General features: G+C 49.4%; 15 protein-coding genes and 2 riboswitches. Of the genes, 3 read left to right on the plus strand and 12 right to left on the minus strand.

Translation table 11 applies throughout. The annotated features are described in order from the left end of the window. Nucleotides 1–5: 5 nt before the first annotated feature. The 6 genes from U719_RS02115 to U719_RS02140 form a co-directional block, all read right to left on the minus strand. Complete coding sequence (locus tag U719_RS02115; RefSeq protein ID WP_023467022.1) at nt 6–743, minus strand: YgcG family protein; 738 nt, start codon at nt 741–743, stop codon at nt 6–8. After that, nucleotides 740–1333 carry a LemA family protein gene (locus U719_RS02120; protein WP_023467023.1) on the minus strand — a complete coding sequence of 198 codons (594 nt, stop codon included), beginning with the start codon at nt 1331–1333 and terminating at the stop codon, nt 740–742. Before U719_RS02120 ends, U719_RS02115 begins: the two co-directional genes overlap by 4 nt. Before the next feature lie 107 nt (nt 1334–1440). Then, on the minus strand, nt 1441–2277 hold the full coding sequence (locus tag U719_RS02125) for an undecaprenyl-diphosphate phosphatase (protein ID WP_023467024.1): 837 nt from the start codon (nt 2275–2277) through the stop codon (nt 1441–1443). Between the two features lie 359 nt (nt 2278–2636). Further along, entirely contained in the window at nt 2637–3449 is an 813-nt protein-coding gene (locus U719_RS02130; RefSeq protein ID WP_023467025.1) for a ZIP family metal transporter, read from the minus strand. 51 nt (nt 3450–3500) lie between these two features. Next, a complete protein-coding gene (locus U719_RS02135) occupies nt 3501–3830 on the minus strand; it encodes a YolD-like family protein (RefSeq protein ID WP_023467027.1) in 330 nt (109 codons plus the stop codon). After that, on the minus strand, nt 3814–5136 hold the full coding sequence (locus U719_RS02140) for a UV-damage repair protein uvrX (protein WP_023467028.1): 1323 nt from the start codon (nt 5134–5136) through the stop codon (nt 3814–3816). The genes U719_RS02135 and U719_RS02140 overlap by 17 nt, the downstream gene beginning before the upstream one ends. 176 nt (nt 5137–5312) lie before the next feature. Between U719_RS02140 and U719_RS02145 the strand changes: the two genes are divergently transcribed. Further along, complete coding sequence (locus U719_RS02145) at nt 5313–5951, plus strand: pentapeptide repeat-containing protein (protein WP_023467029.1); 639 nt, start codon at nt 5313–5315, stop codon at nt 5949–5951. 68 nt (nt 5952–6019) lie between these two features. Here U719_RS02145 and U719_RS02150 read toward each other — a convergent pair whose 3' ends face one another. The 6 genes from U719_RS02150 to U719_RS02175 form a co-directional block, all read right to left on the minus strand. Then, entirely contained in the window at nt 6020–6775 is a 756-nt protein-coding gene (locus tag U719_RS02150) for an MBL fold metallo-hydrolase (RefSeq protein WP_023467030.1), read from the minus strand. 60 nt (nt 6776–6835) lie between these two features. After that, nucleotides 6836–7324 (minus strand): arsinothricin resistance N-acetyltransferase ArsN1 family A, encoded by a 489-nt coding sequence (locus tag U719_RS02155; RefSeq protein WP_023467031.1) that lies wholly within the window; start codon nt 7322–7324, stop codon nt 6836–6838. 124 nt (nt 7325–7448) lie between these two features. Then, nucleotides 7449–7985, minus strand: a complete 537-nt coding sequence (locus U719_RS02160) for an acireductone dioxygenase (protein WP_023467032.1) — start codon at nt 7983–7985, stop codon at nt 7449–7451. Nucleotides 7986–8001: 16 nt separating this feature from the next. Continuing rightward, entirely contained in the window at nt 8002–8622 is a 621-nt protein-coding gene (locus U719_RS02165) for a methylthioribulose 1-phosphate dehydratase (RefSeq protein ID WP_023467033.1), read from the minus strand. Continuing rightward, nucleotides 8619–9278 carry a 2-hydroxy-3-keto-5-methylthiopentenyl-1-phosphate phosphatase gene (locus U719_RS02170; protein ID WP_023467035.1) on the minus strand — a complete coding sequence of 220 codons (660 nt, stop codon included), beginning with the start codon at nt 9276–9278 and terminating at the stop codon, nt 8619–8621. The genes U719_RS02165 and U719_RS02170 overlap by 4 nt, the downstream gene beginning before the upstream one ends. Further along, complete coding sequence (locus U719_RS02175) at nt 9275–10465, minus strand: 2,3-diketo-5-methylthiopentyl-1-phosphate enolase (RefSeq protein ID WP_023467037.1); 1191 nt, start codon at nt 10463–10465, stop codon at nt 9275–9277. Before U719_RS02175 ends, U719_RS02170 begins: the two co-directional genes overlap by 4 nt. A gap of 70 nt (nt 10466–10535) precedes the next feature. Further along, a riboswitch (SAM riboswitch) is annotated at nt 10536–10637 on the minus strand. Nucleotides 10638–10842: 205 nt separating this feature from the next. After that, nucleotides 10843–10946, plus strand: a riboswitch (SAM riboswitch). Between the two features lie 78 nt (nt 10947–11024). On the opposite strand from U719_RS02175, the gene mtnK reads away from it, so the two are divergent. Together mtnK and mtnA are read left to right on the plus strand one after the other, a co-directional pair. Then, nucleotides 11025–12191 carry an S-methyl-5-thioribose kinase gene (mtnK, locus tag U719_RS02180; RefSeq protein ID WP_023467039.1) on the plus strand — a complete coding sequence of 389 codons (1167 nt, stop codon included), beginning with the start codon at nt 11025–11027 and terminating at the stop codon, nt 12189–12191. Continuing rightward, the gene (mtnA, locus tag U719_RS02185; RefSeq protein WP_023467041.1) at nt 12188–13237 is read left to right on the plus strand and encodes an S-methyl-5-thioribose-1-phosphate isomerase; all 1050 of its coding nucleotides are present in this window, start codon (nt 12188–12190) and stop codon (nt 13235–13237) included. Before mtnK ends, mtnA begins: the two co-directional genes overlap by 4 nt. Nucleotides 13238–13246: the final 9 nt, after the last annotated feature.

The following is a 13246-nucleotide window of genomic DNA, read 5'->3' on the forward strand; positions in this document are numbered from 1 at the left end:
CTTTTCTACCGTTCGGCACCACCACCGCCAGAACTTCCGCCACCACCACGACTGCCACCATTTCCACCGCCACCACGCATGATCGCGGAGAAGATGTTCAAAATCGCGAAGAAGAACATACCACCGGTGAACTTCATATCGAGGAACAATAAGATCAGTAATCCAGCACCGATCAGAATCTTCGTCCAAAGCGGAAGTCCGTCGTCATTTTGTGTTTTCGGAGGATCCTGTGACTCAAGCGACTGATCCTTTGAAATGACACTGACGACCGCTTTATATGTTTCAGACGCTGCTTTCCCATACTCACCGTTCTCTTTATAGGGAACAGCATATTGATCGAGAATACGTCCGGCTGTGATGTCTGTCAAAATCCCTTCGAGTTTATACCCAACCTCGATCCGAAATTGGCGATCCTTTTCGTTTGGAGCGACGACGACAAGAACACCATTGTCTTTTCCTTCTTGACCAATGCCTTGGCGCCGGAACGTTTCATTGGCGTAAGAGCTTAAATCCTGTCCCTTTAGATCGGGAACCGTCTTGAGGACGACTTGTGCCGTCGTATATTGTTCGAGTTCCTGACCGAGTTGCGCGAGTTCGGCTTCTTCCGAAGGGGTGAGCAGCTGAGCATCATCCTGAATGAAGAAGGCTGCTCCCGTCCGTTCTGAAACGGCACTAGCTGTTGGAACGAAGAGGAAGAAGACGAGGAACGCGCTCAATAGAAGTCGCGTCCACCGCCGAATCATTTCGAATCACTGTTAAAGTCGACGGTCGGATTTTCCCGGTCGCTGTCTGAAATCTCGTAATATGGTTTTTTCTCGAATCCGAAGGCGGATGCGTAGAGTGTCGTTGGGAAGCTCCGACGTTTTTTGTTATAGAGGGTTACAGCATCGTTGTAATCTTTGCGGGCGATCCCGAGACGATTTTCTGTTCCTTCCAGCGTATCCATCAAAGATTGGAACCGTTCGCTTGATTTTAGTTCAGGATAAGTCGTCTGCAAGGCAATCAATCCGCGAAGCGAAGACGTGACTTGTTGGTCGGCTTCGATCCGTTGTTCGGTTGACGCAGCACGCGCAAGACCAGCTTGGGCTTCTGCGACTTTTCCATATACTTTTTCTTCTTGACCCGCGACACCTTTGACAGTTTCAACGAGATTCGGAATCAAATCCGCACGACGCTTGATTTGGTTGTCGACTTGCGACCATTTATTCGATACATCTTCTTCTACATTGACGAGGCTATTGTATTGTCCGATTGCTAAAAAGGCAATCACGGCAACAATAACGACTCCGATGATGATTGGGAGTTTTGATGTACTCCGACTTCTGCGTGCCATGTGGCATTCACTCCTTTAATTATGTCTCATCCCTATATACCCTTAAGCGACTGAATTAGTTTCAAAAAAATGAAAAACCGTCAGCTAAAATAGCTAACGGTTTGAACTTACATGTAGACGATGACAGCTAAGACAGCCGCTAAGACAAGACGGTAGATGGCGAACGGAACGAGTTTGATCTTGTTGATCAGCTTCAAGAAGAAGCGAATCGATAAGAGGGCAAACACGAACGACGCAACGAAACCGACAGCATAGAATGCGAAGTGGTTCGGTTGAATGTTCTCCCAGTTCTTAACGAGCGAAAGGAAACTAGCACCGAACATGATCGGTACAGCCATGATGAACGTAAAGTCAGCTGCCGTCCGGTGATTCATCCCAAGGAAGACCCCTCCGGAAATCGTTGAACCAGAACGAGAGAAGCCAGGCCAAAGGGAAATACATTGGAACAGACCGACGAGTGCTGCTTGGCGATATGTAATCTGATCAAGCGATGTCGTTTTTGGTTCCTTTGGTCCGAATTTATCGGCTGCAATCATCAAGAGGGCACCGACTGCAAGACCGATGATGACCGTCTCAATCGAGAAGAGGTTCTCATCGATGAAATCTTCGAATAACAATCCGAGAACAGCTGCTGGTAGAAGACCGATCAAGACGTGCCGTAGTTTTAACTTGTGTGTCCCTGCTGCGTCATGTTCGCCTTCAATCTTATACAAACCGATCAAGCTGAAGAGGCGTTTCCAAAAGACGACGACGACCGCAAGAATCGATCCGAGCTGAATGACGATTTTAAAGGTGTTCGCCGAATATTTACCGAGAAAATCGGTAGTTTGCAACCACATGTCATCGACGATGATCATGTGACCCGTGGAAGAGACCGGTGCAAATTCCGTCATCCCTTCGACGAAACCGAGTAAGAGCGCTTTTAAAAGTTCAATGATTGTCATGGTAATCTCCTTCTATACGATGTGCTAGTTAAAAACATATCATGTTTTATTCTTGTGAGATAGAACTAATCGGAATATCGGGCGCAGGTCTGAGAAAGTATGGTGCGCTTCAGACGAAACCCGATGCCTAGATTCGTTTGAATAAGAGTGAGCAGTTATCTAGATTCCATAGGATATGACTAAGACACTCCGTCGTGTCCATTCACATTGAGATAGTTATGAGAGATAGGGAAATTTTTCTGTTAGGACACAAGGTCAGAAAAACTTCAAATCGATTGGTTTTGCTAGAATGCGCCTGAATCTACAAACAGAAAAACGAGCAGAAGACGGTATCATCCACTGCTCGTTTTGCAACGGCTTCATCCTAAAGCGACGTCAAGAATCATCATGACCGTGAAACCGACCATCAAACCAAGCGTTGCTAAATCGGATCCGTTTTCTGCTTGTGATTCCGGAATCAATTCTTCGACGACGACGAAAATCATCGCTCCGGCAGCAAACGATAACGCATACGGAAGAAGCGGTTGAACAAAGAAGACCGCAGCTGCTCCGACCATCGCGGCAATCGGTTCAACGATTGCTGACAATTGACCGTAATGGAAGGCGCGCCGACGCGACATCCCTTCGCCACGTAATGGAATCGACAGGGCAGCCCCCTCCGGCATGTTTTGAATCCCGATCCCGAGTGCGAGCGTCAAGGCACCGGCGACGGTCGCCCCGTCCATGTTCAAGGCGGCGGCACCAAAAGCGACACCAATCGCAAGACCTTCGGGAATGTTGTGCAACGTGATCGCAAGAAATAATAACGTCGTTTTCTTGAGTCCTGTCGAAGGACCTTCCGCTGTTTCGAGTGGTGCAGATAAGTGCAAATGCGGTGTGACGAAGTCGAGGAGACGAACGAAAAATCCACCAGCGAGAAAACCGATGGCGGCAGGAATCCAAGCGATTCCACCATCTTGCTCTGTGAACTCGATCGCAGGAGCAAGCAACGACCAAAATGACGCAGCAATCATGACGCCGGCAGCAAAACCGAGCATCATGTTCATGACGCGTTTTTCAATCGTCGTAAAGACAAAGACGAGTGCCGCACCAAGTGCGGTTAACCCCCACGTCATCATTCCGGCAAGCAGTGCTTGCACGACGACGGGGAGAGAAGTAAACCAATCCAACATGACTATTCCTTCTTTCCGGGCACGATTTAAAGCATCCATCTGTATGAGAGCTTACCCGTTTTCGATCCGGACGATTCGTGTGAAGGGAATTTCAATGACTTCACGTCCGCGCAGAAAGAGAACGGAACGTTCGGGTTCTAATCGTTCGACGAAACCGACGACCGTCACGTAGCTACTTTCCTTATAATACGTGATTTCAAGTTCGTTTCCTTCTATTAAAGCTTCTTGAAGCAGAAAGTGCCATGATTCTTGCAACTGTTCATCAATTTCAGGCAAGTCGAGCTGATGCATCTGGACATAGTATTCCCGCAGCAATTGCAAATGTTCCGGCATGAGAAAAGGAATCCATTTTAAATTTCCCCGATCACGATACGCTGTCATGAAGATCACCTCCCGGATGACCGCCGACAAAACGAAGGCGACGTTTGGCGACACTCGTATCAAGAAACGAGACAGCGAGGCGAATCGTTCCTTTTCCGTAGCGGAGGTTAACGACATCCATTGCTTTTAATAACCGTCGCCGTTTCCAGAGCCGCGCATTATCCTCGAACAAAGACAACTGTAAGGTGCCTTGATCGGCAGTCAAATGCCCCACTGCAACGGATAAAAATCGAACAGGTTCCCCATCGAGCCAATTCGGTTCGAACAATTGTAAGACGTGACGCAAAATGATGCGTTCATCGGATGTCGGGTAAGGCAACCGCACTTGACGGGAGAAGCCACTTCGGACGACGTTTCGAGAATAACGGACACCGATGTGAACGGTCCAGCCGACTTGATTCGAAAAGCGGCAACGTGCGGCGACATCCTGCACCAGTTCATTGAGCACATTCTGGATGCGTTCGAACTGATAATAGTCCTGCATTAAGGTCACACCGTGTCCAATCGTCCGTTGAGGAGCTTTCTCGAACAGATGACGCGGGGGGAGCAGTGTCGGTGATGCGTCGAGTCCCCAAGCGTGATGCCACAGTTCGGCACCGATGACACCGAAGCGTGCGTGTAACTCTTCGACAGGGCGCATGGCAAGATCACCGATTGTTTCAATCCCCATCATCTGCAGATGTTGTTCCATGCGGTGTCCGACTCCCCACATCTTCCGAATCGGAAAGTCATGAAGACGTCGTGCGACATCAGCATATCCACATCGCGCGATGCCTTCTTTTTTCCCGATTAAATCAAGCGTCAGTTTTGCGATGACGTTATTTGGACCAATCCCGATGCGGACGTGGATGCCGGTCTGTTTCAGGATCGCTTCTTTAATTTTGAGAGCAGCTTGCAGGTCGGAACCAAATAGGCGATCGGTTCCGGTCATGTCAATGAAGCTTTCGTCAATCGAATAGACGCGGATGGCTTCAGGTGGTGCGAATTGGTGCAGAACATCCAGGACACGAATCGACGTCTTCATATAAGCAAGCATACGTGGTTCGACAAGTCGAATCGTACGACGAACAGCGTATGGCAATTGCTCGATTTCATACAGTCGACCGGCTGTCTTGATTCCAAGTGCTTTTAAAGCAGGGGTGGCAGCGAGAATGACGGATCCGCTTCTTTTTAAATCGGAGACGACCGCCAGGCGTGTCGTCAAGGGAGGGAGATTGCGATACTGGCATTCACAGCTGGCGTAGAAGGACACACTGTCGACGCAAAAAATACGTTTATCTTGTGGTAAAACGACGGAAGGAAACATCTGAATCACTCCTTTACATAAAAGAACGTATGTTCTTATTTTGATTTTCCTTGACTATAGCATGGTCTCAAAGTGTCTCAAAATAAAAACTGTTGGAAAAAGGGGGAATTGAACGATTTTCCCTCATATAAAAGGAGTTTGGTACACTAAGGGAGAGAAAAAAGGGGGAACCTTCATTGAAAGAGACCGTTATCCGATTACCAGAATTACCGAAGACGCTTCAGCCAGAGACGTTCGATCAAGTCGAAATCGATGACCCGTATCTAAAAGGAGCGCGTTATGAGAAAGAGTCGATGCCGAGTGAACTGACAGAACGCATCGATGCCTATCAAGTGTGTTTTCAAAATGTCTCGTTCGCGAATCTGACCTTTGACCGTGGTTCGTTCGAAGATATTCGTTTTGAGCAATGCGACTTAACGGGATGTCACTTCCAAGAAACTCGTTTTCACCGTGTGTCCTTCGTCGGATGCCGGATGACGGGCATCCAGTTTGAAGATTGTACGCTTGACCATTTAACGATTCAGGAAGGGCTTGCGGATTACGCACAGTTCATTCGCAGTACGGTCCGTCATCAACACTGGAGCGAAACGACGATGAAAGAAGCACAGTTCTTCGAAGTGAAGCCGACCCATTGGAAACTCGAAGCGGTCCGGCTTACAGATAGCCAATGGATTGAAACACCGTTAAAAGGTCTCGACCTCCGGCAGACGGAACTCTCTGGTATTACGATCGATCCGCGATTTTTACCAGGCGCTGTCATTACGGAAGAGCAAGCAGTCGCCTTTGCTCGCTTGTTAGGTCTTGTCATCCCATAACAAAAAGAAGTCCTGCTTTCGATTGTTACTCGAAAAGCAGGACTTCTTTTTAATGAAGGTTACTGTTCTTAAAATGACATCGTTTCGCCATCCTCTGGAATCAGGAAATGGGCAGAAAGGTGGAAGGCGGCTAAAAAGTCAGCAATCATATCACGTCGCAAGAGACAGTGGTTGACGGACTCGAGGTGCGAGACGATGATCGTCGCTTCCGCCGCCGCTTCGTGTACGGCAAGGAGATCACGCTGTGACATCGTGATCGGCTCTCCGGTCAAGAACTGGGCGGCGCCACTGTTGACGACGATGATATCGGGCGTATGTTGTTCGATTGCATGCGCGACCTCGTCACACCAGATCGTATCACCTGCGATATAAAGTGTCGGTTCGTCCGGATGGGTGAGGACGAGCCCAGACACACGTCCCATCCGTTCGCCGATTTCACCGACACCATGCTGTCCACCTGTTCGATGGACCTGGATATCACCGATCGTTACACCGGAATCGAAGGAAGAGACGTTCGTGAAGCCGGCTTCTCGGATTTGCTGCGCGTCTTCTTCTTGCTGCGCATAGAGTGGCAAATGCTTGGGTAGAAGTTGTTTTGCAGCATCGTCGAAATGATCGGCATGCAGATGCGTGACGAAGATCGCGTCAGGATCGAGCAGTGTCTTGACATCGACCGGTAAGTCGACGAGTGGATTGGCGACGGCATTCGGTGTTTGACCGAAGGGAGGCAAGCTGCCTTTTTCGCCGAGGAACGGATCAATTAGTAAGACTTGATTGGCATACGTGACAACGAGTGTTGCATTGCGAATTTGTTGAATATCCATTAGGTTCATCCTCTCTCAATGACTCGGATTGACTATTCCCCGTCTGGCATTCAATGAATCCTATCGCAAGCGTTTCTCCATCGCCATGACGTCGACATATTCGCCGTTCAACTGTCCTTGCTCCTTAAACGTTCCGACGATCCGGAACCCGGAGCGGATATAGAGTTTTTGTCCGATTTTATTGAATGGGAAGGTGAAGAGAATGAGTTTATGCATCTGATGATCACGGGCGTGTTGCTCAGCCGTTTCAAGCAAACGTGTGCCAATCCCTTGTCCACGATGAGTCCGGGTGATATAAACCGAAATCTCACCGACGGATGCGTAGACAGGACGCGGATTATACGGATCGAGGGAAATGAAGCCGAGGACACCTGTGTCATCTTCAGCGACATATCCGGCATATCGATCGGTGCGTTCTACATACCACTGGGTCATGAAGGATAAGTCCTTTTGGTCGGTCTCAAGCGTTGCGATTCGATCTTCGATGCCTTCGTTATAGATGGCGAGAATCGCTGGTAAGTCGTGTTCCGTTACGGGACGAATATGCATGACGCTCACTTCCTCATCGCTTTTCCTTCATTATATCGGTTACGTATCAATGTAGTGATATGTTTGTGCGATAAGAAAAGCGCTGATTTCCTTCACATAAAGGAAATCAGCGCTTATATCGTTCTTAAGAGACCGTTGACGTCTCGTTTTCATAAATCGGAACCCAGCCGTCTGTCGTGACGAAGATCCGAACAGCAACGACTTTACGATCGTCTTGAAGCGTAAAGTAGTGGCGTGTGTTAACAGGAACGGAAATCAAATCACCAGGATTGAGTTCGATGTTATAGTAGCCGACTTCTTCGTCTTTGATCGCGAAGACGCCATGACCGCTAACGATGAAACGAACTTCATCATCCGTGTGATGATGTTCTTTCTGGAAGTTGACGAGTAACTCATCCAGGTTCGGTGTCGTATCCGAAAGTGAGATGATATCAGCTGTCTGATACCCACGACGTTCTGATACGTCTTTGATTTCGGGAGCGAACGTATCGAGAATCGTTTGTTTGTCTGCATCCGTCAGTGTGAAGTTCTCAACGAGAGGCGCTGGAAGTTTCGAAACGTCCCATTGTTCGTAAAGAACGCCGCGTGACGCAAGGAAGTCAGCGACTTCCGTTTGATCCGTATACCGTGTGTTTGTTTCTTGGAATAAGACTGTTGCCATGAGATGATTCCTCCTTTTAATGAATGGATTGACGGCATGATTGCAACGTCAACGTGTAATTGAATAAAAACTCGAAGGCTTCGAGGTGTTTCTTTGCTTCAAAGGCGGTCGGTGCCCAGACCGTGATTCCGTGATTGCGGATCAGGACGGCACCACTGTCTGCTGTGACATGAGGTGCAAAAGCAGCGGCAAGCGTCGGAATGTCCGCATGATTCGGAATGATCGGTACCGTGACCGTCGCATCCTCTTCCCAGTGTCCGAGTGCCTTGATGATTTCTTGACCGGAAAAGGTGATGCTGCCTTGATCGCCATAGAGTTCCGAAATCACATTGTTCGCAATCGTATGGACATGCAGGGAACAACCGGCGTCCGTTCGATTGAACACTTCGACATGGAGCAATGTCTCAGCAGAAGGACGCCCGGATTGCTCACCGATCAATTGACCGGTCGCATCGACATGAACGAAGTCGTCAGGAGTCGTCTGCCGTTTATCTTTTCCGCTTGCCGTCACAAGGAATTCAACCGGGACACCGGATGTCCGAATGGCGAGATTGCCACTCGTACCAGGGAACCAATCGCGAGCCGCAAGCTCTTGTTTGATGGCGCGTAGCTCTTCATAGCGTCGCATGAATGTCATGTTGTCACCTCCGCTCGTGTTAAATCATGAACGATATCATGGAACGTCTCAAACGGTGTATAGGCGATATCGTTCTCTTCACACAACGTGATCAGATAATCACGGGCATAGACACGATCCGCTTGTTTTGCGAGTTCGAAGTCCGTCACCGAGTCGCCGATGACGATGATGACGTCACCGTCTTTACGTAGTGTCCGAGCAACGGACGTTTTACAACAGCCGCACCCGTTCGTGCAATGGGTATCGCAGGCGTTTGGCCAATCGATATGAACGAATGGACCGTCAAAATTTGCGACATTGCAATAGATGCGCTCCTGCTCAAGGAATGGCGCTAAGATCGGTTCGACGAAAAAGTCCATTCCGCCGCTGACGATCGAGAAATCGATGTCTTGACGACGACTGTACTGAAGCAACTCCGAAAATCCGTCGCGAATGACGGCGCGCTCCAGTAAAAAGTCAAGATAGGACGCTTTCCCATCAGATGGCAGAAGTGCGAACATTTGCCCGACACCACTTTGAATCGATAACGTCCGGTCGAGTACACCGTGTTTCAACGGTTCGAAGTCGCTCGCTGGCGCAAATGCCTGCATGAGTGCGATGATATTATCCTGTGTCGTCACTGTCCCGTCGAAGTCACAAAGAATCCGTACGGTCATGACTTGATCCCCCAAGCGTCGAGGGCGATCCGTAATTCTTCATGACGCGATGCTGCCGTCGATAGGGATTCATTTGCGAGTGCCGCATCGAGTGCCTGACGGAAAGCGGTGACACCAGCCGCAGCACCTTGCGGATGACCATGTACGCCGCCACCGGCGTTGATGACGGAATCGATACCGAAGTCCCGTACGAGTTGAGCGACGAGTCCAGGATGAATACCGGCTGAAGGAACCGGGAAGATCGATTTCGTCTGACCGAGACGGGTCGCTTCGACCGCGATACCACGGGCGACATCCTTTGGCAAAGCGACATTGCCGTAAGGCGACGGGAATAGCGTCAAGTCTGCTCCAGCAGCACGCGGTAATGTGCCAAGTAAGACAGGAGCTGCGACTCCGTGATTCGGGCTAGCGATCAACGCACCGCTATAGGCCGGATGATTGAAGATTGGAACGTTGATTTCCGGATCACTTGCCAGTTCGCGTAAGACGTCGAGTCCGTATGTGAAGGTATTCAGCAAGAAAGCGGTCGCTCCAGCGTCAATCAATCGCTTGGCTTTATCCTTGAGCGTAAAGACGGGACCGCTGAGTGTGATTGCATATAACGCGCGTTTACCGGTCCGGTGGAAGTGAGCGTCGATGACCTCACGTCCAATTCGTGCCCGGTCAATCGTTGGCGTCAATGGATTGTCGTATAGGATCTCATCGTCCTTGACGAGATCAATCCCACCAGCGAGTTGTCCTTCGAGTTGATCACGAAGAAACGATAAATCGCGTCCGATGACTCCTTTGAAGATGCTCATTAATAATGGGCGATCTTCGACACCGATCAAGGAACGGACCCCTTCAATCCCGAATTTCGCACCTGGAAAGTCCGACGTAAATGTATCGGGTAGTAGCAATTCCGTTAATTTGATTTCACCGTCGAGTGAGAGTTTCCCGAAGACGGTCGTCAGAATCGCAGAAAAGTCGCGCGACACGTTATGTTCCGGATAACGAATCGTGATATATCCTTTGCCATCGCGCTCTTCGGTATGTACGACTTCCCCTTTGAACGAGGCGAGTTGTTGTTGTTCGAGATGATTCAGTTCCGTCCAAGAACCGACTGTCAGACCAAGCGCGAGTTGTTCAGCGCGCTGCTCGAGTCGATCACGGGCAGTCAATTGATAAGTAGCAGTGATATAAGCCATGTCTTTCCTCCTTCAACAAAAAAATGGTCTCTCGTCAGCGACAAGAGACCATGAATGATTCGAACGTGGACTCTTATCTGTCAGCTTAGTAGCTGCAAGAATTAGCACCGTGCCAAAAGGTCGGTTGCTGCGACATCGTAGGGCTTGTCCCTCCGTCTGCTCTTGATAAGAATTGGATGAAATTGTGAAATCTAATTGCAATTTTTACATGAGAATCGTGACTTGTCAAACTATTTTTAGAAAATTTATTTTTTTGGAAATACTCTTTCTATAGATGACTTAAAAATGATGTCCGTTTCTGCTTGATTTCGATTTGACAGCGAGGAAGTCGATTGCGTAAGATTCAAATCAATATCACACACGACAACTACATACGACTCTTATCGCGAGTTGGCAGAGGGAATTGGCCCGATGACGCCGCAGCAACCGACCACTAGGCACGGTGCTACATCCAACAGACGTTTCGTCTGAGAGATAAGAGGACGCAGTGACTTTTCTGCGCCTCTTTTCGATGACGAAAAGAGGCGCTTTTTCGTGTATCACATAGGGGGAAACTGAGATGACATATAAAGCATTCACAGAACAGGACGCGATTGATCGTGTTCGGACATTAGGACTGATCGGCGATGGAGCCGTCGAAGCAGAAGAGATTGGCGACGGGAACCTCAACCTCGTCTTTCGGATTCGAGAAGGCGAACATCGCTTGATTTTAAAACAAGCATTACCATATGCGAAGGTCGTCGGGGAGAGCTGGCCGTTATCGCTCGAACGAGCGTGGATCGAGCAATCCGCACTCCGTGAATTCGCGCGACATGCCGTACCGTTCGTACCACGTGTTTTTCATGCTAGTCACGAAGAGGCGTATACGGTCATGGAAGATCTTTCACATTTGACGATCGTTCGAAGCGGTTTACTCGCAGGTGAACAGTATCCGTTGCTTGCGGAACATATCGGTTCTTATCTCGCTCGGACGTTATTCCATACATCGGACTTTGCGCTTGGTCCGGTTGAAAAGAAACGTGTCGCCCGAACGTACTACAATCCAGACTTGTGCGACATCACGGAAAAATTAATCTTCACGGATCCGTTTCATGACGCGGAGACGAACGAGATTGAAGCCGGACTCGAAGAAGAGGTGGCACGTCTATGGGCAGACGATGAGTTAAAACGCGAAGTCGCAAAACTCGAAGCGCTCTTCATCACGAAAGGAGATGCATTGCTGCACGGCGATCTACATACAGGAAGCATCTTCGCCTCGGCGACGGAAACGAAAGTCATCGATCCTGAATTCGCCTTTTATGGTCCATTTGGATTCGATGTCGGACAGTTCATCGCCCACTTATTCTTCGCGGCATATCCGGATTACCCTACACGACGTGACGCCCGAATCAAGGATATCGATACGTTCTGGCTGACGTTCGCTTCAACGTTCCGTGCCTTATGGGAACGGGAAGCCGTCGAACCGTTCCAGGCACCAGGACTCGTCGATGATGTATTGAGCACGATCTTGCAGGATGCCCTTGGCTTCGCCGGTTGCGAATTGATTCGGCGGACGATCGGTCTAGCACCGGTCGCTGATTTAGAATCAATCAATTCAACGACGGAACGCTTAGAGCGGAAACGCCACGCTCTCCGTCTAGGAACAGCGTTAATCAAACGCCGTACAGAATGCCGGACATTCGATGATTTACGAAACTTTGACGTAACGGAGGAACTTAGCCGATGACTACATTCGTTCAAAGTATCCGTTACGAAGACCGTGTCTTGACGATTCTCGATCAGACACGTCTACCGCAGGAAGAGCACTATGAAGTCATTGCTGATCTCGCGCAAGCCGTTGAGGCGATTAAACAACTGCGCGTTCGGGGCGCACCTGCGATCAGTTTATTTGGGGGATTCGTGCTCGTTCAAGAAGCATACCGGTTTGAAGCGGCGCTTCCGGTCTACAAGCAAGCCTTGCTTGAGACATCGGCGACGTTACTCGCGACACGACCGACGGCCGTCAACTTGCGAAATGTCCTCGATCAATTGAATCCAATCATTCAAGACGGGACGTCGGTAGAAGAGATTCGCGAACGGTTGGAAAAACGGACGGTCGCTTTATACGACCAGGATGCGCAGACGTCACGTCAAATCGGGATTCATGCACTGGAATTATTCCAGTCAGGCGACCGGATTCTAACAATTTGTAATGCTGGATCGATTGCGACCGCTGCTTATGGAACAGCACTTGCGCCGTTCTACATCGCAAAAGAACGCGGCATTGAATTATCCGTTTTTGCGAGTGAGACGCGACCGTTACTGCAGGGAGCACGATTGACGACATGGGAGCTTCAACGTGCCGGGATCGATGTCACGTTAATTACGGACAACATGGTCGCCCATACGCTGAAAGAAAAACAGATCGATGCGATCATCGTCGGTGCCGACCGCATTACACGAAACGGAGATACCGCGAATAAAATCGGGACGTTCCAATTAGCATTGCTCGCGCAAGCTTTTGGTATTCCGTTTTACGTCGCAGCACCGCTCTCGACGTTCGACTTCTCGCTCGTTTCCGGAGACGCGATCGAAATCGAAGAACGTGATCCGCAAGAAGTGACGACTGTCCAAGGTGTCGCGACAGCACCGGAAGGCGTCGCTGTCTTCAATCCGGCGTTTGATGTCACACCACACACATTCATCACGGGCATCATCACCGAACTTGGTGTCATCACGCAACCGAATGAAGAAACGATTGAACAATTAACAGGGCTTCAACCCCTCGGATAAGGAGATATG

Origin of the sequence: Exiguobacterium sp. MH3 (assembly GCF_000496635.1) — a bacterium.
Classification (GTDB): Bacteria; Bacillota; Bacilli; order Exiguobacteriales; family Exiguobacteriaceae; genus Exiguobacterium_A; species Exiguobacterium_A indicum.